The 19,112-nt window shown below is 48.3% G+C and carries 18 protein-coding genes; 11 read left to right on the top strand and 7 right to left on the bottom strand.

Going from position 1 to position 19,112, the window contains the following annotated elements; all coding sequences use genetic code 11:
- Positions 1–2: 2 nt before the first annotated feature.
- The 6 genes from C2U43_RS12470 to C2U43_RS12445 form a co-directional block, all read right to left on the bottom strand.
- Positions 3–290 carry a VF530 family DNA-binding protein gene (locus tag C2U43_RS12470; RefSeq protein ID WP_032943454.1) on the bottom strand — a complete coding sequence of 96 codons (288 nt, stop codon included), beginning with the start codon at positions 288–290 and terminating at the stop codon, positions 3–5.
- A gap of 134 nt (positions 291–424) precedes the next feature.
- The gene (locus C2U43_RS12465; protein ID WP_182315360.1) at positions 425–1,753 is read right to left on the bottom strand and encodes an HlyD family type I secretion periplasmic adaptor subunit; all 1,329 of its coding nucleotides are present in this window, start codon (positions 1,751–1,753) and stop codon (positions 425–427) included.
- Positions 1,753–3,492: a type I secretion system permease/ATPase gene (locus C2U43_RS12460; RefSeq protein WP_103285216.1), complete on the bottom strand. Its 1,740-nt coding sequence runs from the start codon at positions 3,490–3,492 to the stop codon at positions 1,753–1,755. Before C2U43_RS12460 ends, C2U43_RS12465 begins: the two co-directional genes overlap by 1 nt.
- 10 nt (positions 3,493–3,502) lie before the next feature.
- Positions 3,503–8,836, bottom strand: a complete 5,334-nt coding sequence (locus tag C2U43_RS12455; RefSeq protein ID WP_103285215.1) for a peroxidase family protein — start codon at positions 8,834–8,836, stop codon at positions 3,503–3,505.
- Between the two features lie 534 nt (positions 8,837–9,370).
- The gene (locus tag C2U43_RS30060) at positions 9,371–9,604 is read right to left on the bottom strand and encodes a hypothetical protein (RefSeq protein ID WP_327004421.1); all 234 of its coding nucleotides are present in this window, start codon (positions 9,602–9,604) and stop codon (positions 9,371–9,373) included.
- The gene (locus tag C2U43_RS12445; RefSeq protein WP_000019450.1) at positions 9,586–10,566 is read right to left on the bottom strand and encodes an IS5-like element ISKpn26 family transposase; all 981 of its coding nucleotides are present in this window, start codon (positions 10,564–10,566) and stop codon (positions 9,586–9,588) included. The genes C2U43_RS30060 and C2U43_RS12445 overlap by 19 nt, the downstream gene beginning before the upstream one ends.
- A 102-nt stretch (positions 10,567–10,668) precedes the next feature.
- On the opposite strand from C2U43_RS12445, the gene C2U43_RS12440 reads away from it, so the two are divergent.
- Together C2U43_RS12440 and C2U43_RS12435 are read left to right on the top strand one after the other, a co-directional pair.
- A complete protein-coding gene (locus tag C2U43_RS12440; RefSeq protein ID WP_103285213.1) occupies positions 10,669–11,856 on the top strand; it encodes an OmpP1/FadL family transporter in 1,188 nt (395 codons plus the stop codon).
- Positions 11,857–12,094: 238 nt separating this feature from the next.
- Positions 12,095–12,724, top strand: a complete 630-nt coding sequence (locus C2U43_RS12435) for a winged helix-turn-helix transcriptional regulator (RefSeq protein ID WP_103285212.1) — start codon at positions 12,095–12,097, stop codon at positions 12,722–12,724.
- 117 nt (positions 12,725–12,841) lie between these two features.
- Here the strand turns inward: C2U43_RS12435 and C2U43_RS12430 are convergent, their stop codons facing one another.
- On the bottom strand, positions 12,842–13,228 hold the full coding sequence (locus C2U43_RS12430; protein WP_103285211.1) for a hypothetical protein: 387 nt from the start codon (positions 13,226–13,228) through the stop codon (positions 12,842–12,844).
- 254 nt (positions 13,229–13,482) lie between these two features.
- On the opposite strand from C2U43_RS12430, the gene C2U43_RS12425 reads away from it, so the two are divergent.
- From C2U43_RS12425 to C2U43_RS12390, 9 genes are all read left to right on the top strand, one after another.
- Positions 13,483–15,465 (top strand): alkyl/aryl-sulfatase, encoded by a 1,983-nt coding sequence (locus C2U43_RS12425; protein ID WP_103285210.1) that lies wholly within the window; start codon positions 13,483–13,485, stop codon positions 15,463–15,465.
- 153 nt (positions 15,466–15,618) lie between these two features.
- Positions 15,619–15,885 (top strand): type II toxin-antitoxin system TacA family antitoxin, encoded by a 267-nt coding sequence (locus C2U43_RS12420; protein WP_103285209.1) that lies wholly within the window; start codon positions 15,619–15,621, stop codon positions 15,883–15,885.
- Positions 15,873–16,355, top strand: coding sequence for a GNAT family N-acetyltransferase (locus tag C2U43_RS12415; protein ID WP_103285208.1), 483 nt, complete (start codon positions 15,873–15,875; stop codon positions 16,353–16,355). Before C2U43_RS12420 ends, C2U43_RS12415 begins: the two co-directional genes overlap by 13 nt.
- Before the next feature lie 138 nt (positions 16,356–16,493).
- Positions 16,494–16,784 (top strand): hypothetical protein, encoded by a 291-nt coding sequence (locus tag C2U43_RS29375; protein ID WP_158654535.1) that lies wholly within the window; start codon positions 16,494–16,496, stop codon positions 16,782–16,784.
- Between the two features lie 10 nt (positions 16,785–16,794).
- Positions 16,795–17,316, top strand: coding sequence for a hypothetical protein (locus C2U43_RS12410; RefSeq protein WP_071446410.1), 522 nt, complete (start codon positions 16,795–16,797; stop codon positions 17,314–17,316).
- Positions 17,317–17,323: 7 nt separating this feature from the next.
- On the top strand, positions 17,324–18,046 hold the full coding sequence (locus C2U43_RS12405) for a hypothetical protein (RefSeq protein WP_071446411.1): 723 nt from the start codon (positions 17,324–17,326) through the stop codon (positions 18,044–18,046).
- 9 nt (positions 18,047–18,055) lie between these two features.
- Positions 18,056–18,325: a helix-turn-helix domain-containing protein gene (locus C2U43_RS12400; protein ID WP_071446412.1), complete on the top strand. Its 270-nt coding sequence runs from the start codon at positions 18,056–18,058 to the stop codon at positions 18,323–18,325.
- Positions 18,326–18,327: 2 nt separating this feature from the next.
- The gene (locus C2U43_RS12395) at positions 18,328–18,591 is read left to right on the top strand and encodes a hypothetical protein (protein ID WP_071446413.1); all 264 of its coding nucleotides are present in this window, start codon (positions 18,328–18,330) and stop codon (positions 18,589–18,591) included.
- Positions 18,578–18,937 (top strand): hypothetical protein, encoded by a 360-nt coding sequence (locus C2U43_RS12390; RefSeq protein ID WP_071446414.1) that lies wholly within the window; start codon positions 18,578–18,580, stop codon positions 18,935–18,937. The genes C2U43_RS12395 and C2U43_RS12390 overlap by 14 nt, the downstream gene beginning before the upstream one ends.
- Positions 18,938–19,112 lie beyond the last annotated feature (175 nt).

Below are 19,112 nucleotides of genomic sequence, written 5' to 3'. Positions count from 1 at the left end.
TCTTATTTCTTTTTATTGCGGCTGTTAGCCCAGGGATCGAAGGCCGGTTCGGGGGTGTTGTTTGAGGCCAGGTCATGCAGCGAATCAAGGTACAGCGCTTCAACTTCTGCCCGCGCCCACGGCGTACGGCGCAGAAACTTCAGACTGGATTTAACGCTCGGTTCATTTTTAAAGCAGTTGATATTAATGCGTTGCGCCAGTTCAGCCCAACCATAACGTTCAACCAGGGCATTGACCTGCATTTCAAGCGTTACGCCATGTAAAGGGTCTTTAGAAATATGAGCATTCATATGAAGTCCAGTTCAGTGGTTCCAGATTTTGTCAGTAGTGAGACGGAAAGAAGGTTACAAGAAAGCAAAGCTGCCAGCAACGGCAGAAAGCGGTATGGCGCGACAAGCCGTACGCCATACCGGCAATGGATGGCTCAATACTCTTTAAAAGCCAGTTCCAGACGGGCAATCAACGGTTTAAACAGGTAACTCATCAGGGTTCGTTCACCGGTCTTGATCGTCACGCTGGCAGGCATTCCCGCTTTAATTTTGTAATCGCCCAGCAAACGCGCGCCCTCTGCTGAAACCTGTACTTCCGCAAGGTAGTAAGGCTGCTGAGTGGTTTCATCAATTAAGCGGTCCGCCGAGATAGTCAGAACCCGGGCCGGAACCGACGGCAACAGAGCATGGTTAAGGGCAGGGAAAAGCACATCAACGGTTAAGCCGGGGACCAGTTTATCAATGGCATGCACGGGTATTTTGGCATCAATTTGCATCGGTTGTCCGGCGGCGACAATATCCATAAGATGTTCGCCGGGTTGAATGACGCCGCCCACGGTACTGACTTTAACATCCAGCACGATACCGTTAATCGGTGAGCGGATCTCGGTGTTATCCAGCTCGTGACGGGTGGACACCAGTTCATCCTCCAGCATTGCCACTTCTTTTTGGTTTTCCGTCAGTTCAGACTCAACTTCACGTAAATATTGATGACGCACCTGGTAGGCTTTAATTTTTAATTCGTTTTGCTGCGATTTCAGTTTGGCAATGTTAAGAATATCTTCTGAAACGCTGCCAGATATTTCAGCCGCTTCGCGCTCCAGCACCAGTAATTGAGCTTTGGGGTAATAGTTCTTTTCGCTCAGAGCGCGAATAGCCCCCAACTCCCGGTTAATCAGAGAAAACTGGTGGTCGCGATAGCCTTTTATTTTATTGAGATTATCCGTTTGCCCAACCAGACCATCGAGCGTCTCCTCAATCATCGACAGTTCGTCCTGAATCGTTTTGCGACGCGTATCGAAAAGCTTGGCCTGCAGATTTCTGACTTCTGTCAGCCGTTTATTGCCAGAGAATTGCTGCGTCAGCGTCGTATTAAAGACGATCGCATCCAGACCATCGCGTTCTGCCAACAGGCGATCTTCGATACTTTTTGCAGAAATATACTGGGCATTTAACGCGCTGAAACGCATTTCGAGCTGCATTTTATCCAACCGGACGAGAACCTGATTTTTCTTCACGAAGTCGCCTTCTTTGATAAAGATATCCGTTACCCGACCGCCGCTCAGATGCTGAATAGTTTTGCGGTTACTCGATACGGTTACCGTACCATCAGCGACCACGCCCGCATCTAATGGAGCTTGCACTGCCCAGAATATAAAACTACCGACACCAAGCACAATGACGATCACGCCCCGGATAATCGGCGACCAGATATTGGTATCTACGCCAGCAGATACCGTGTTGTGGGGATTCTTTTTCATCATCAGGCCTCACGTTGCTGTTCAGTCGTGGATGGAGAAGGCGTAGCCACCGGTTTCAGTACGTTGGCCTGACGCAAATGGGCAAAAACCTGATCGCGGGTACCAAACTCCTGTATGGCGCCATCGTTAAGCAGCAAAACCTTATTGACCACGCCGAGCAGCGTCGGGCGGTGTGAGATAATGACGGTAGTTTGTCCCTGTGTACGCAGGGTATTGATGGCTTTAACGAGTGCAAATTCGCCCGCGTCGTCAAGATTAGCATTCGGTTCATCAAGCACGATGAACGCAGGATTGTTATACACGGCGCGTGCCAGTCCGATGCGCTGCCGCTGCCCGCCGGAGAGCTGGTATCCACCTGCGCCCAACAGCGTGTCATAACCTTGTGGCAAGCGCAGGATCATCTCATGAACGCCTGCCAGTAATGCGGCGGCGACGATAAGCTCACTGTCATTCTGCGCGAAGCGGGCAATATTTTGCGCGATGGTACCGTCAAACAGTTCCACATCCTGCGGCAGATAGCCAATAGACGGGCCTAGTAGCGCTTTATCCCACTGACAAATATCTGCGCAGTCTAATCTGACTTTCCCTGATATCGGTTTCCAGACGCCAACCAGAACCTTTGCCAGCGAGGTTTTCCCTGAGGCTGAGGGGCCGATAATCCCCAGAACTTCACCTTGCTCCAGCTGGAATGAGATATTACGCAGTAGCGGGGAAGGCTGGCCGGGGGCTGCAGCGAAGACACTTTCGACGCTGATGTTGCCGTTCGGACGCGGCAGGGTCAGTACCTCTTTCGGTGCCGGATACTCCTTCAGCAAGGTTGAGAGCTGATGCCACGCGCTACGAAACTGCACGAACTGCTTCCAGCTGCCAATAACTTGTTCTACCGGGTTGAGGACGCGGCCAAGAATGATCGAGGCGGCGATCATCAAGCCCGGAGTAATATGGCCGCCGATCACCAGTAAAGCCCCGGCACCCAGCGCAATAGATTGCAGCAACACCCGCACAAAGCGGCTGAGGCTGCTTAACCCGGCCGTTTTGTCGGCAATCTGCGTTTGTAGCGCCAGCACTTTGTTATGTTGCTCCTGCCAGTTGGACTTCAGGGTCGAGAGCATACCCATCGCCTCAATGGCATCGGCGTTTTGCAGCTGTTTATTCAGTTTGCTGGCATTGTTAATGGTTAAGGCGTGCGCTTGCTGAATCGGGCGCTTGGTAGAGATTTCAGATACCAGCGTCAGAATGAATAATAACGTTATTCCGCCGAGAGAAAGGTATCCCAGCAGGGGATGGACCAAAAAGGCGATGAACAGATATATCGGCGTCCAGGGAATATCCAGTAAGGCGAACAGACTATTCCCGGAAAGAAACTGACGAACCTGATCCAGCTCGGCTAAAGATTGCGCCGGGTTGTTATCGCCGGTAACCATCTTTCTTTTAAAGGCTGCGTTAAAGACCAACTGGCTTAGCTTTATATCAAGCCGGTTGCCAAGTCTGACCATAACCTGCGCGCGGGCAGATTCAATCATGGCAATAACGATGTACAAGCCGACAATTAATAAGGTCAACATTAACAGCGTGGTGGTATTTTTACTGACCAGCACACGGTCGTAAACCTGTAGCATATAAATTGCCGGCGCCAGCATAAGCATATTAATCACACAACTAAAAAACAACAGCATCAGAAAAGTGGGCTTCGTTCCCTTTAATGCATCATTCAGTTCTGTTGGCGTATGCTGGCGCGACATAGTCTTCTCCTTATACGATCAATGAACTATTGCCATTGTTGCTGGCAAGGGTAGTGGGCATTTCCAGATAAAAGTCACCAATATTCACGGTGGTTGAGTTGACGCCCACCAATGTGATGGTATCTGTACCGATAGTCACAATGGTGTTGCCATTGTTTCCGGTGATAGACACGCTGCTGGCAAAATTACCCGCGTTGATACCTAACAAGACGAGATCAAGGAAGTCCTGCCCGCCGTTGGGGTTACTGTCAAAACCGGTAATTCGGTCCTGCCCAAAGTTGGCACCAAAGGCGAAGATATCGCTCCCGGCACCACCGTCCAGAATGTCGTTACCTTCCTGACCATTGAGAATATCGTCCCCGCTACCGCCGGAGAGGGTATCCGTGCCCGCGCCGCCAATCATGACGTCGTTGCCAACTCCACCTTGCAGGTTATCAGCGCCATCTCCGCCATCGAGGAAGTCATTCCCGATACCACCAAACAACAGGTCGTTACCGCCCATGCCGAACAGATAGTCGTTACCGGTCCCTCCCGTAATGGTGTTCGCAATGGCATTACCAGTACCGATAAAACTACCGCTGCCGGTAAATACCAGTTCTTCCACGTTATCGGTGAGGTCGTAGCTGCTGAGGTTGGTTCGGACAACGTCCGTGCCGCCATTCACCCCCTCGATAACTACATCACCGAAATCATCAACAATGTAGGTATCATCGCCCGTGCCGCCGGTCATACTGTCGGCACCAAGCCCGCCATCAAGCGTGTCATTACCGGCATCACCTTGCAGAATATCTTGCCCCGCCTGACCAGAGAGGTTGTCGTTTCCCGCACCGCCAATGAGCAGATCGTCACCTGCTCCGCCGAGTAAGGTGTCATTACCGCCTTCACCGCGTAGGATATCGCTCCAGGCAGTACCGACGAGGGTGTTAGCCCCGTTGGTACCCACAACCAGATCGCCCACGGGCTGGGTGGTGGTCGACGTCAGGACAACAGGGGGGTTGCCTTCATCGTCGACGACGGTAACGACCACCTGCAATGTTCTGCCGACCATAGCCTGACCCGGCGTATAGGTGGCGGAAGTCGCACCGTTAATGTTGACGAATCCGATTGGCGAACTCATTCTCCATTGATAAGTGAAATTACCGCCGCTCAGACCATCGGCGTCAGCAATGCCTGAAACCACCGCGGTCAGCGTCAGGCTTTCAGTTGGGGTGAGGTCGTTAATTACCGGCACACCGGTCGTGGCCTGATTTCGCGGTAGGATCGCCTGAGTTTGTGCCGACACCAGGGTTTCAGCATCACCCATGCGGTCGTTAAAACTGGCTACCACACGCAGCGGTGCGCCCTGAATAGCGCCCGGCACTCTGAACTCAACGCCGGTTGCCTGATCTCGCCATTGGCCGTTGACGAATGCCTGCCAGGTCATGGTAATGGCCACATCCGCCGCCAGGCCGTTACCATCCAGCAAGTTCGCCGCGTTGACGCGCAGCAGGTCGCCCACCGAAGGGTTAGGATTGCTGATGGTAAGATCGCCCGTCGCTTGCTGCGCCGTCACCCACAGCTGCTTCCCATCGCCAAACTCCAGTTTTTCGATGTTCAACAGACGATCGATGCCATCATTCAGGTTCAGCGCGGCATCCGGCGTGGCGTGATCGACGCGCAGGCTACCGTCTGCCATACGGGTAAAGACATAGTTGCTGCTGACATCACGGTACACCGCGACGTCAGTTTCCGTGCCGTTACCTTCATGCAGGATTTCTCGCACAATCGACAGTTGATTCGGTTTCAGCGTGCCGGCCAGCATGTACGATTTCAGTTCAGCCATACCTTCGGCGCTGGTGAGTCCTGCCATACCCGTAACGGCAATACGCACGTTGAGCCATGCATCACCATCAATGATATCGTTACCGGCTTTACCCATAATGCGGTCGCTACCGCCACCGCCGAGTAAAATATCGCTACCATCATCAGGATTCAGGAGCACCGCGTCCGGGTTTGTAGAACGCTCTACGCCGAGAATAGCCTGTAAACCGGTGATCCGATCCGCACCTTCCTGGGTCAGGTTGTTAGAGAGGGGAACGCCCTGAACAGGCGCAGTACCTATCGGCTGTTCTGTCCCGGTCAGGATATCGTCGTATTTCCAGCCCGACAGCCCTTCAACAAGATCAAAACGGTCGCGTAGAATAAACTCCTGCTGGTTGACGAAAATAGGGATCCCAAGGTCAGAGTTAGCGCCATTTGGGTCGCCTTTATGGATAGCCCAGTCGAAACCGGCCATGCCATTATTGCGCTGGATCCCCGCGCCCTGAACCATGATGTCGTCACCGGCTTCGCCATCGTAGTCGGTGTCGTTACCCTGACCGTTAAGAACATCGTGACCGATAATGGTACTGTTGAAGAACAACTCAGAGTTGTCACCCGCCAGCGTGTCAAACCCGTCGCCACCTTCCAGCCAGTCATCGCCTTCGTTGCCCATCAGGAAATCACCACCCGAGCCGCCAAGCGCAAAGTCGTTATCCTGACCCGAGAAGACCTCCTGTGCATCTTCGCCGACCACCACGAAGTCGCTACCGCTGCCACCAAAGACCAGATCGTTTCCGTTACCGGAGAAGATAACGTCATGTCCGGCATCACCGTGCAGGAAGTCCGCATCACCAACAGGCGTACCGGTATCGGTAATAATGTCATCACCGTCACCGCCATGGACCACGTCTGCTTCGTCGCCGCCATCCAGTCGGTCATCTCCGCCATCACCCCACAGACTGTCGATCCCTTTACCGCCGATTAACGTATCATTGCCTGCCGTCCCTCCAAGCACCACATGCCCATCGCCGGTATATTTCAGATACCCGCCATCGGCAAAACTATCGCCGTCAACATCCACACCTGGGTCGCGACGCACCAACAACGGCGAGAGCAGATCCTTCAGCGGATTACCCCATTTCGGGTCGATTTCCGTTTGCAGCACGCGGTTCACTTCAAAAATATGGTCCGGTGTCTGGAACAGATTTGCGGGCAGGTGGGAGGATCCCTCATCACCAAGATCGCTGTTACGCATTACCAGCGCGGAAAACGAGTTGGCCTCCAGTTCATTGAGTAAGTTCAGTCCCTGAACGCGGCTCAGATAGTAGAAACGATCGCCGTCCTGAAGCATTTCCATTTGTGTTTCAAAGACGAAGTTGAAGGTTGAGCCGAGCATGCCGCCAAATTCATTTTTGCGCTCTGCCAGCCCGCCAATCCAGAAATCGACCATATTCAGGCCGGTCTCTTTGGTTGCCCACGCTCCGGTACTGTTAAAGAAATCCATCGCATCCGCAGGCGGGGCATTGTTAGCATCACCAAACAACAGGAAGTTTACCGCTGCACGCTTACCTTCAAGGCTGGTGGCATTGAGGATCAGCTCATGCTGACCATAGGCGGCCATAAAGTTAATGATTGAAGCGGGATTTTTCAGGTAGGTAGTGAAGTCAGCCCAACTGGTATAAGGCTTCAGTTGACTATCACCGCTTAATGCAAAAAACTGCTCGCGGGCCTGGTTCAGCGTCGGCATTGCGGTGTCACGGCCACGGGCTATATTAAGCGCGCCTAAATCGAGGGGCAGGCCGATGAGATTATTACGCAGAGCATCGGTAATAAATTCATCAATTTCGTTACCCACCTGACGCGTCATACCACGCACAATTGCGCCAATAGCCTGCTCGTCCGTGACGGTGGCCCCGTTGATTTGATTAAATGCTACCGGATTCAGGAATGCTGAAATCAGGTCAATATCACCGCTTTGCATATCAATGTCGGTGCGCGCTACGGTTTCTGTCAGCATTGAATGCCCGAAACGGTAAACCACATGCGCAAACTCGGCAAAGATCATCGGGTTTATATCCGCCGTGTTGGAGAAGACAAACGGATCGACGGCGGGTTGTACGGTACGGGCAAACTCCTCGAAGACGAGGTGCTGATATTGCATTTCCGTGGAGAAACGACCTGCCTGGAATAGGTACTCACCGTTCCATACCAGCGTACTGGTATCGGCAGGTAATTCCGTGATTTGATGATTGGGCATCAACCACTGATTAATGAGGTCGATATCACCGGTTTCCAGCAGTGTTGTTTTATATTGCTCAACCAGACGGTTATGCTCGCTGTGAAAAACGGCGTGCACCGCGGTTAAACCTATATTTTCGTTCCCACGCCCGTCACCGGTAATAAAGTGACGATCGAGCAGTTCGTTATCATAGGTTCCTGCCGGTTGCGCTCCTTCGCCCCCAATCGCAGTGTCATCATCTGCCAGCAGACCCGCTTTTGGCGCGGCAGTATGCGCAATATCATCAAGAAACGCATGGCCGGTGCGGAATGTTCCCTCAGGCAACAGACCGCCGTTGGCTTCAACCAGTCCCCCGGTGGTAACAATCTGTACCTTTCCATTTTCACTTAAAATCAAATTACCATAGCGATCCGTAGCCAGCAGGGGAACATTAAACACATCCTGATCGGTGAGTTTAATGCCAAGCAGGGTTTCAGCCTGGTTTTTAACGTCGGCCCAGGTCGCCAGTCCACCGTTCGCACCGCCTAATAAATTCCCGGTAGGCTCAGGTTTCCCATCAATAATGACGTATTCGCGGATGAAAATCTGATGTGAAGGATGGGAGGTGTAGGTTTGGTTTTGGTCGATGAAGGGGGTCGTCAGGTTTACTGTCTCTCGATTTTCATCCACCGTTGCCCGGGTTAGTAGCATAAAGTTTGTTGACGACCCTTCCACATATAAAGGGTCATCCGGCTGTAGCGGAATGAAAACGATACCGTTGCCTCCTTTGGGAATCAAATCCAGGCCGTGGTCAAAAAACTGGCCAAAGAAGGTCATCCAGCCGTTAAAAGCAGGGGAGAGACCGATATCGGGAGACTGGTTAGGAATGGATAACGTTTCTCCGTCTCCTGTAATAGTCCCCCCGCCGGGAGCATCTTTTAACGCGTTAAATACCTCCAGTGCGGCTGGGTTAGATGCCGTTTGATCGGAAATTAAGTTACTAATAATACGTGGATCGGCATCAATAACGGTGCCACCAATTTGGATATAACTGGTCATTTGGTCCGCATCTTGCCAGTTTAACGCGGTTAATCTCGGCATTGTCTGGTCGGCAGAGCCATATAACTCCTGACCCGGTAGAAGATTATTCCATGAACCATCTACCGTGCGAAGTCCATAAGGTAATAGCGGGCTGGAAACTAATTCTCTAAGCAATTCAGCATTAACGCTACCATCTGGGTTAGTTGCCGCTTCGGATATTTTGATCTGCTTAAGAATAAAAGCAAGATCGTGCAGGGTGACAGTAAAGTCATATTGTGAGGCCATAAGTCATTACCCCTATCTTTACCTGTATTAGCTATCATCACTCTTTTCTTCCGCTTACAAAAAATGACAGAAGAATGAGTCGTATCAGATACCTGATTGTTATTGCATGATTAAAACTCCATATTTAAAAAAATGAAGTATCTACGACTTGATTAGCATTATTCTCCTGAAATTTAGTTAGCACAGTAAGATATGCACCTCACTTATATATTAGGTTTGAGCGGTTGATGATCATCGTGCCCCATTGAAATTAAAGGTATATTCGAGACACGCAGTTTTGAGAAGACAAGGTCTCCTCAAGGCTGTAAAGGTTTTACTTTTTAAAACGCATATTACAGTTATGTGATGATCATAACTATGGTTTTTCCGTTGGCGACTTCACTCATACTTTTTTATGAAAAGATTAAATTTTCATTTCTTTACATTAGAATTTATGTCAAATCACTTATTAAGAAGAGTTCTCATTAAGTCGACTTTTAAGATGTTATTGTGTTGAATTATAAAATTTAATATTGGATGAAATTTAACACGACATCATTCCTGATGCCTGATTATGCTATTAGCATAAATCAATACCGTGTGATAGTTGACCCTACGTTTAGGGAAGGTGCGAATAAGCAGGTCATTTCTTCCCAAGCTGACTCGCTGATTAAAATTTCGCGGATCTGGGCCGATTTTTTTCCCGCAAACACATCGAATCAGCCTATTTAGGCTATTTTTTCCACCATTTCTGGCGTTATTTCCGGTTTTTACTGAGATCTCTCCCACTGACGTATCATTTGGTCCACCCGAAACAGGTTGGCCAGGGTGAATAACATCGCCAGTTGGTTATCGTTTTTCAGCAGCCCCTTGTATCTGGCTTTCACGAAGCCGAACTGCCGCTTGATGATGCGAAACGGGTGCTCCACCCTGGCACGGATGCTGGCTTTCATGTATTCGATGTTGATGGCCGTTTTGTTCTTGCGCGGATGCTGCTTCAAGGTTTTTACCCTGCCGGGACGCTCGGCGATCAGCCAGTCCACATCCACCTCGGCCAGCTCCTCGCGCTGTGGCGCTCCTTGGTAGCCGGCATCGGCTGAGACAAATTGCTCCTCTCCATGCAGCAGATTACCCAGCTGATTGAGGTCATGCTCGTTGGCCGCGGTGGTGACTAGGCTGTGGGTCAGGCCACTCTTGGCATCGACACCAATGTGGGCCTTCATGCCAAAGTGCCACTGATTGCCTTTCTTGGTCTGATGCATCTCCGGATCGCGTTGCTGCTCTTTGTTCTTGGTCGAGCTGGGTGCCTCAATGATGGTGGCATCCACCAAAGTGCCTTGGGTCATCATGACGCCTGCTTCGGCCAGCCAGCGATTGATGGTCTTGAACAATTGACGGGCCAGTTGATGCTGCTCGAGCAGGTGGCGGAAATTCATGATGGTGGTGCGATCCGGCAGGGCGCTATCCAGGGATAACCGGGCAAACAGGCGCATGGAGGCGATTTCGTACAGGGCATCTTCCATGGCACCGTCGCTCAGGTTGTACCAATGCTGCATGCAGTGAATACGCAGCATGGTCTCCAGCGGATAGGGCCGTCGGCCATTGCCCGCCTTGGGATAAAACGGCTCGATGACAGCGGTCATATTCTGCCATGGCAGAATCTGCTCCATGCGGGAGAGGAAAATCTCTTTTCGGGTCTGACGGCGCTTAGTGCTGAATTCACTATCGGCGAAGGTGAGTTGATGGCTCATGATGTCCCTCTGGGATGCGCTCCGGATGAATATGATGATCTCATATCAGGAACTTGTTCGCACCTTCCTTAGTAAAGAACGCCCCTCCAAACAGGTAATATAATGAAAAAAAATATAATTTTTCTCTCCGGGATGATCTTTTCGTCGGTCGGTCACGCCAGTGCGCTCTATTTCTATGAAATCGGAACGGAGGATACCGCACTGGCTGGTGCAGGGCAGGCCGCTCGTGCTCAGGATGCCTCTACGCTGTTAACGAACCCTGCGGGGATGACTCGTTTACCTGACCATATGGTCACCGGTGGATTACAGGCGATGGGCGGAGATATTCCCTATACGCTGAATAATACGACAGATGGCAGACAAAGCCCCGGTAATGTAATGACGCTTTTCCCCAATGCCAGCATGTTTTATACGCAACGGCTGAGTGATACCGTTTCTGCCGGTTTGGGTTTGTACGGTAACTATGGGTTAGGTATCGACTTCGGCAACTGGGCAGGGGATCGGTTAATTAAACAAAGTACCATGGTTGCGATGACGCTGAGTCCCGCCGTTGCATGGAAACTAAGTGATAAGGTGTCGGTTGGCGCAGCTGCAGGGCTAAACTATGGTTTTCTGTCGCTAAGCAGAGATGTCGATGGCCACGATGAGAAACAAAGCGATCATGACTGGGCGATGAATTACCACCTTGGGTTATTAATGGACATAACTGACAATACTCGGGCGGGTGTAACCTGGACCAGCAAGACTGATTATCATTTTAATATAGACGGGACAGCGCGTTTTCCCAATATACCTAATATTGGATATGATCTGCCGATCTCCACACAGGTCCGTGCTCCGCAGCAGGTGATGTTTAGTCTGGTTCACGATATCAACTGTCAATGGTCAGTGATGGGCGATCTTGGCTGGCAGGACTGGAGTCAGTTTGGCAGCCCGCAGATTACAATAAATGGTCAGCAAAGCGATCGTGATAATCGTCTGAAAGATACATGGCATACAGCGTTGGGCGTGCAATATCATCCCGATGAGCAGTGGCGCATTAATGCCGGTATTGCGTATGACAGTTCACCGTACAAATCGCAAAGTGATGTAGCGCTTTCGATGCCAACCGGCGATGAATGGCGACTTGCCACCGGTGCACAGTACCAGATTACGCCAGCCAGCAATATTGGCGTTGCCGTTGAGTATTTGCACATGCAGTCGTCCAACGTCAAATCTGATATCTTTGCAGGCCAGTATAAGAACCCGTGGTTATGGTTTGCCAGTGTCAACTACAGCTATCAATTCTAGCGCCGTTATTCCCGATTAAATATCTCACGCATTGTTAATAGTCACCATAGCGGATTATCTATCCGACAGTGTCTGGTAACCGTCTGCTGGTGGTCGTATCACACACGCTCGTTTAAATAAAAACAAATTTGTACTTTTATTATTGAGCAATTTATGGTTTTAATATGAATCTGTACTACCATTCATGGAATATAGGTAAAAGCATATTGTTTTCAATCTAAATAATACAGGTTTGATTATGCAAATTTCACCTCCGGTACGCCCAGAACAAAGCATACAACGTTTAATGCAAGCACTTGAACCGATTGCAGAAAAGATGAAGGTTGTGCCGCGGCGGCGTATCATGTGGAAATACAAGAATAAGCCTCAACTCTACCTTTTTTTGCAAGGGGAGCTGTCCATTTTACGTTCTTCTGATGGTCTGTTAATCGTGACCGTCTATGAACCCCATCTGTTCGGTATTGCCGAAATGATCCAACCGGTACACGGCCATTTATTGCGCGCTGAAGCTGAATCAACCTTATTACGCGTCGATGCCGATAAAGCACGAGAACTCTTTCATCAACAAGGCTTGTGGGAAGATGCGGCGGCAGTGCTTTCATATCATACGGGCTATCTCTTTTATCGTGATGATTTAGTCGTACAGCAGCGTACTTATTCAGTGATACGTAACCACCTCGAAGAGATGATTTTGTTACCGGAAGAGACTCGCAAGCGAGTCTCTATTTTGGATTATACTCAGGATCGGACCCACTTATCGCGCAGCAGTGTTTTAAATGTTGTATCTGCGTTAAAAAAAGGAGGGTATATTGATTTTGAACGCGGAGGGTATCTTACTTCCATCAATAAATTGCCTGAGCGCTTTTAAATAAACCCACAAACAAGTTACAAATCGATTATCTAACTTTAATATTCTATTGTAGTGGCATGCTATATATCAATCGTAAAAAAAACCTCCTCATCATTCTCTGAGGAGGATTTCTTGTTATTCAATAAGAGAGTTCACGGACTGATTAATGCTTAACAGTCCTGTTTGATTATGCTCCTTATAATAAAAATTGTTCATTTTCTGCATTTGTTCGAGCTTGGTTAAAGAAGCATAAACCTGGTATGCCTGGCTATGAACGTCAAACATCTCTCTTGGCTTAACTTCATGAAGATATTCATTTTTTAACGAAATCACGACGTTTTCAATTTGCTGTTTATTATCCTGGTATAAGGACAGGGATGCCGAGTCACTACTTGATTTTGACTCGGGTTGTGCCTGAACAACAGGGATCACCATTTTATTGATTTTAACAACTTTCTCTGGGGGAGAAGTATTACAGCCAGAAAGTATCCCAGTGATGAGAAGTAGATAGAGAGTGCGCATATATAGTGTTCTAAAGGCAATGGATGCCAGCCATTATCTTTTTATACAGTCAGGTGTCTACAGCTATTTTGTTTAAATAAAAACAAAAGGAAATTTAAAAATAAATGTCATTGCATTACATTGTTTCATAAGACCATGTTAGCCTACGAGCATTAGATCATAGAAACCTGATAAATACAGTATTACGGAAGCTTCTCAACAATCAGAGCAGCAGGGTTTCTTTCTTCTTGATAATATATTATTAGCGAGGATTTATGAAACTTAATAAACTAGTAAGTTATCTGGCTTTAGCTGGTGTGTGTTCAACATCATTAATATCACTACCTGTATTGGCACAGGAAGGGGCAAAAGATGCGACTGCTCAGACCAAAAGTGCGAATGACGCCTTATATGGTCAATTGCCATTCACTGATAAAACCGATTTTATAAACGCACATAAAGGTTTTATTGCTCCGCTTCCCAGTGAATTGATTAAAGGTAAGCAGGGAAATGTTGTCTGGGACCCTCAGCAATATGCCTTTATCAAAGAGGGCGAAAAAGCCCCCGACACGGTTAATCCAAGCCTGTGGCGTCAGTCGCAGTTGATCAATATTGGCGGTTTGTTCCAGGTCACCGATGGCGTGTATCAAATCCGTAATCTTGATCTCTCGAATATGACAATTATGGAAGGGAAAGAGGGTATTACGGTCATTGATCCGCTGGTATCGGCAGAAACCGCGAAAGTGGGAATGGACCTTTATTATAAGAATCGCGGTAAAAGACCCGTTGTTGCCGTCATTTATACGCACAGCCATGTTGACCACTACGGTGGCGTCCGCGGCGTGATTGATGAAGCGGATGTGAAGTCCGGTAAAGTGAAGGTATATGCACCGGCTGGTTTTATGAAGGAAGCTGTATCTGAAAATATTATGGCAGGTAACGCCATGAGTCGCCGAGCCAGTTACATGTATGGCAATCTGTTGAAACCGGATGCAAAAGGTCAGGTCGGTGCGGGTCTGGGAACGACAACCTCCGCCGGTACGGTGACGCTGATTGAACCCACTAACTATATTACCCACACCGGGCAGAAAGAAGTTATCGACGGTCTAACCTATGATTTCATGATGGCGCCGGGATCGGAAGCACCTTCTGAAATGCTGTGGTATGTAGAAGAGAAGGGAATGATCGAAGCTGCAGAGGATGTCACCCATACGCTGCATAACACTTATTCATTACGTGGCGCGAAGATCCGCGATCCGCTGGCATGGTCAAAATATATCAATGACGTTATTGGCCGCTGGGGTGGAAAGGCAAACATTATTATTGCTCAGCACCACTGGCCGACCTGGGGTAATGAAAATGTGGTGAAGTTAATGAAAAGTCAGCGTGATATGTACCGTTACATCAACGATCAGACGCTGCGCATGGCTAACCAGGGGCTGACCCGTGACGAAATCGCTGCTAACTTCAAACTGCCGTCTGGTCTGGAAAAATCATGGGCCAGCCGTGGATACTATGGTTCTGTCAGCCATGATGTGAAAGCAACGTATGTCTTTTACCTCGGCTGGTTCAACGGTAATCCGGCAACACTGAATGAATTACCGCCCGTTGATGCCGCGAAGAAATATGTCGATTATATGGGCGGCGCTGATGCAATCATGCAAAAAGCGAAAACGGATTACGCCCAGGGCAATTACCGTTGGGTGGCGCAAGTCACTAACAATATCGTTTTTGCTGATCCGAGCAATAAAGAAGCCCGTAATCTGGAAGCCGATGCCCTTGAACAAATGGGTTACCAGGCTGAGTCCGGTCCATGGCGTAATTTTTATCTGACTGGTGCACAAGAATTACGCAACGGTGTGGTAAAAGGCGCGACGCCAAATACCGCCAGCCCGGATACCGTTAAAGCCATGTCACCTGAGATGTTCTTTGATTATCTCGCGGTACATATTAACGGAGAAAAAGCGGCAAATGCGCAGGCAGTCTTCAACGTCGATTTAGGTGCTGACGGCGGTAAATACAAACTGGAACTGGAAAACGGTGTTCTTAACCATAGCGCTGATGTACAGGCCAGCAACGCTGATGCCTCCATTACGCTTAACCGTGCAACGTTGAACAAAATTATTCTCAAGGAAGAGTCGCTGAAACAGGCAGAAGAGAAGGGCGATGTGCAAATTTCCGGCAATCACGCCAAGCTTGATGAGTTCCTCGGGTATTTAGATAGCTTTGATTTCTGGTTTAACATGGTAACTCCTTAACTGTAGAGACAAACCATGCCATAACCCGCCAGCACTGGCGGGTTTTTTATTGTTGCTTATCAGAGTATTGAGTTGTACGAGACTGTATAGCTGTTGCTATACATAAGCCATATGGTATGCTTGTAAAGCAATTGCTATACAAGAGGCTTAATAATGAAATCAGATGTCCAGCTCAACCTTAGAGCTAAAGAATCCCAACGCGCGCTTATTGATACGGCCGCAGAGATTCTACATAAATCGCGTACAGACTTTATTCTGGAAATGGCCTGCCAGGCGGCAGAGAACGTCATTCTCGATCGCCGAGTGTTTAATTTTAATGATGAACAATACGCTGAGTTTATCGAGATGCTTGATGCTCCGGTTGCCGAAGATCCCGCTATCAGGAAGCTACTGGCAAGGAAACCACAGTGGGATTTGTAACCGCACCTGAGCCACTAACTCACATTCATCAATTGGCGGAATTTGTCAGCGGAGAAATTGTTCTCGATGATTGGTTAAAGCAAAAAGGACTAAAAAATCAGGCTCTCGGCGCAGCCAGGACGTTTGTTGTCTGCAAAACAGACTCGCGACAAGTCGCTGGTTTTTATTCACTGGCCACTGGTAGCGTCAACCACACAGAAGCAACAGGCAATCTTCGGCGTAACATGCCAGATCCAATACCCGTAATTATCCTTGCCAGATTGGCCGTAGATCTTTCTGTTCGTGGAAAAGGGTTAGGGGCCGATCTGCTTCACGATGCGGTACTGCGGTGTTACAAAGTGGCAGAAAATATTGGCGTGCGTGCCGTTATGGTGCATGCGCTCACAGACGAAGCTAAACGTTTTTATCTTCACCACGGATTCAAAGCATCTCAACTGCAGGAACGAACTCTGTTTCTCAGGCTTTCATGATTGTAATGAGCAGAGGAGGTCAATGGCCAAACGTGGGCCACATGGGGATTCAACTGAGTACGTATCAAATTGCATTTAACATAATATACATTCGGTAGAGCGATAACACGTAGTCCATAGATATTATGGGTGAATGTTATGGCTATATTGAGTGTGAAGTTAACCAAAACCAGCAACACACAGCATGTTGTTAATGCTTTACTCTTGATTTGTTGCCGAATGGGTGAGGGTAGTAACACCGCTCATCTTTTCGGCGATGAAGTATCCGATATATCACCACGCCAAAATGTTCAGTCTTTACCTGAACGCACAGCAAAAATCCTCTCCGAAATATCACGTCGCGGCCTGTTTTTTCACGTAGCACCGCACGGAAAAAATCCCGGCATTTTCATTGCCACACATCCTAAGAATCTCAGCCGAAACGCATAGGGGGCGCATCATGCGTGATTTTGCTCTGATTTTCCGGCATGCGTGGGAACTGGCAAGAAAGGGGGCTGAGACGTTCGGCGGCTCTGCCCGTGACTACTTTCGTGAGTCACTTCTGTTGGCTTACAACCAGTTAAAACGCAATGTAACAGCGAAAGACCTCGTTAAAATTATGACAGGTCGTTACATGTCAATGAGCCAAATCCGAGAAGAAGTTAACGCCAAATTTAAAAAACAAACTGCAAAGAACATCGCTCGTAGAATTTGGAACATGTTTCGCTCTCCCTATGTGGAAATAGAGAAGATCAAATGTGAATCTACTGGAAAATATCTTTATCACCTGAAACATGCACAAAAAAACTTCTTTGTAAGCGGGGCAATTACTCGCGCCCTGAAATCAGCACGGCAAGAAAAGAAGAAGGCTATAAAACCGCGTCCAGCAATGTCAAAGGACGAAATTAACTCTTGTCGTATGGCTAACGCTTTTCATAAAGCGCTTTCAACCGGGATTTACATTCCACCTAACTTAATTTGAGAAAAACATGAGCAAAAGAACACAAATTATTCAGTTTAGGGCAGACGAAGAAACCTATAGTCGCGCTCAAGAGCGCGTTAAAAATGGTGGCTTACAACTGCCTGATGTGATGCGTGCTGCGCTTAAGTCTGTTGCCGATGCTGATGTTTCCTGCCTCGCTGATTTAATCAATGGAGCAACATCAGGGAGTGAGGATATTAATCAGGCATGGCTTTTTCAAAAGTGTCATGAACTTTTTGAATACCGTGATGGGCAGTTGTTCCGCAAATCCCGTAAAGGGATGGGTGAACAAGGTAATCCGGTATTTATCAGAGTACGGGAAGGGGAAGAACACGTATTAATTCAGGGTAGTCATTACCCATTGAAAGATATTGTGTGGTTGATGGAAAACGGAAGCATTGCCGGGGAAGTTGAATATAAAAACCCTCACAGGGTAAACATGAAGCACTCAATTGAAAACCTCATGATTAATCCTGTTAAGGAAAAAGAGATAACTCTGGTCAAATATTTAACTGGATCTGAAAAGATCAATGTTATCAAAGTTAAACAACGTGCGCTTATGTTTGACACTGGTAATGACGAAAACACTAAAAATGTAATAGAAAATTTAATTAACAGTGAAAAAACAATTCCATTACTTCTACGTGGTGAGGATGGCTGGGTTGCATCCAGAACGGCTATCCACGCCTTTAAATTGAGCGATAACCAGTATGTGGTAAGCATTTCGTAAGGGGGTTTTATGTCCAATGAAACAGTAAAAAAGGTCATGGCAGAAAAGCGCCGTATGACGATAGGTCAATTAACAGACCTGCTTGTTAGCGGTGCTTTACGCCGTGAATTAGGTATGGATAAAACAGAATTTGCAGGGTTGGTTAGCGTCATGCGCTCGACGATACGCCGCATTGAAGGGCTGGAAGCTACACCACGCATAGGTTTGATTTTTAATACCGCTGCCGCTCTGCGCATTGGTATTGATTTTCCGGTTATTGAAGAAAAGGCAAAGAGGTAGCAATGCGCCGTTACATCATTACGGATAAGGATATTTTTGATGTTTTTCAGCGCTGGACAAGCCCAACACTGAAAGACCAGAAGATGCATACCAGCTTCATTCGTGAGGCTGTGTGCCGCGTACACCCTGACAAGGTAATTCTCCAGTATGACATTCGCCAGAAGCTAAAAAATATGGCTTCGCGTGGATTGGTAACTGAGGTTCGTTTAAGTCCGAATGCAACAGCCTGGGTGATTAATAAAGGTGATTTGAATGGACAAAATTAAGACCAAAAGAAACGAGCGAAGATTATCGCGTGACCTTATTGAAGAAGCGTTAAGGCTGGTGGCAGACCGCAGTGAACGTGAAGGGGTGAGCAAGGATACAGCTAAACGTCATGCCTCAGCCATTCGCGGAGTAATTCCGGCGCTGGGTGTTGTTAAGAGCAAGGTTATCAAGCCGGGGGTATGGGTGGCTCTGTATGCCCGTAGCGATTCAACATCAACAGTCATCAGCAATATGAAATTTACTGCCGTAATTTTTGAATGGGCAGGGCAACAAAATTATGAGGATGCCGCATTTTACGCTGCTATCGCGAATGCGATCCGTACAGCGCTGGCTGTTAAAGGGTAATTACGACAAATGAAACCATACGGAAAATTTTATTCAGTAGATGGCTGTATTTGCGCTCTGTGTCGTTCTCGTGGGTATCGCAAGGGAAACGGTTATGAATCAGAGACTCGCGCTAATAAACATAGAGCGCGTCAAGAGGCTAAGCGCGGTATCAATAAACAACTTACGGAGGTCG

This window comes from Citrobacter freundii complex sp. CFNIH9 (assembly GCF_002903305.1).
GTDB classification, from domain to species: Bacteria; Pseudomonadota; Gammaproteobacteria; order Enterobacterales; family Enterobacteriaceae; genus Citrobacter; species Citrobacter portucalensis.
This window is presented reverse-complemented; position numbering and strand designations above follow the sequence as displayed.

Excerpts from the sequence above, each read along its gene's own strand:
- C2U43_RS12390 (WP_071446414.1), top strand. The coding sequence starts at position 18,578 with ATGGACAAAATTAAGACCAAAAGAAACGAGCGAAGATTATCGCGTGAC.
- C2U43_RS12455 (WP_103285215.1), bottom strand. The coding sequence starts at position 8,836 with ATGGCCTCACAATATGACTTTACTGTCACCCTGCACGATCTTGCTTTT.
- C2U43_RS29375 (WP_158654535.1), top strand. The coding sequence starts at position 16,494 with ATGGCTATATTGAGTGTGAAGTTAACCAAAACCAGCAACACACAGCAT.
- C2U43_RS12445 (WP_000019450.1), bottom strand. The coding sequence starts at position 10,566 with ATGAGCCATCAACTCACCTTCGCCGATAGTGAATTCAGCACTAAGCGC.
- C2U43_RS12425 (WP_103285210.1), top strand. The coding sequence starts at position 13,483 with ATGAAACTTAATAAACTAGTAAGTTATCTGGCTTTAGCTGGTGTGTGT.
- C2U43_RS12460 (WP_103285216.1), bottom strand. The coding sequence starts at position 3,492 with ATGTCGCGCCAGCATACGCCAACAGAACTGAATGATGCATTAAAGGGA.
- C2U43_RS12410 (WP_071446410.1), top strand. The coding sequence starts at position 16,795 with ATGCGTGATTTTGCTCTGATTTTCCGGCATGCGTGGGAACTGGCAAGA.
- C2U43_RS12405 (WP_071446411.1), top strand. The coding sequence starts at position 17,324 with ATGAGCAAAAGAACACAAATTATTCAGTTTAGGGCAGACGAAGAAACC.
- C2U43_RS12430 (WP_103285211.1), bottom strand. The coding sequence starts at position 13,228 with ATGCGCACTCTCTATCTACTTCTCATCACTGGGATACTTTCTGGCTGT.
- C2U43_RS12470 (WP_032943454.1), bottom strand. The coding sequence starts at position 290 with ATGAATGCTCATATTTCTAAAGACCCTTTACATGGCGTAACGCTTGAA.
- C2U43_RS12400 (WP_071446412.1), top strand. The coding sequence starts at position 18,056 with ATGTCCAATGAAACAGTAAAAAAGGTCATGGCAGAAAAGCGCCGTATG.
- C2U43_RS12395 (WP_071446413.1), top strand. The coding sequence starts at position 18,328 with ATGCGCCGTTACATCATTACGGATAAGGATATTTTTGATGTTTTTCAG.
- C2U43_RS12420 (WP_103285209.1), top strand. The coding sequence starts at position 15,619 with ATGAAATCAGATGTCCAGCTCAACCTTAGAGCTAAAGAATCCCAACGC.
- C2U43_RS12465 (WP_182315360.1), bottom strand. The coding sequence starts at position 1,753 with ATGATGAAAAAGAATCCCCACAACACGGTATCTGCTGGCGTAGATACC.
- C2U43_RS12435 (WP_103285212.1), top strand. The coding sequence starts at position 12,095 with ATGCAAATTTCACCTCCGGTACGCCCAGAACAAAGCATACAACGTTTA.
- C2U43_RS12440 (WP_103285213.1), top strand. The coding sequence starts at position 10,669 with ATGAAAAAAAATATAATTTTTCTCTCCGGGATGATCTTTTCGTCGGTC.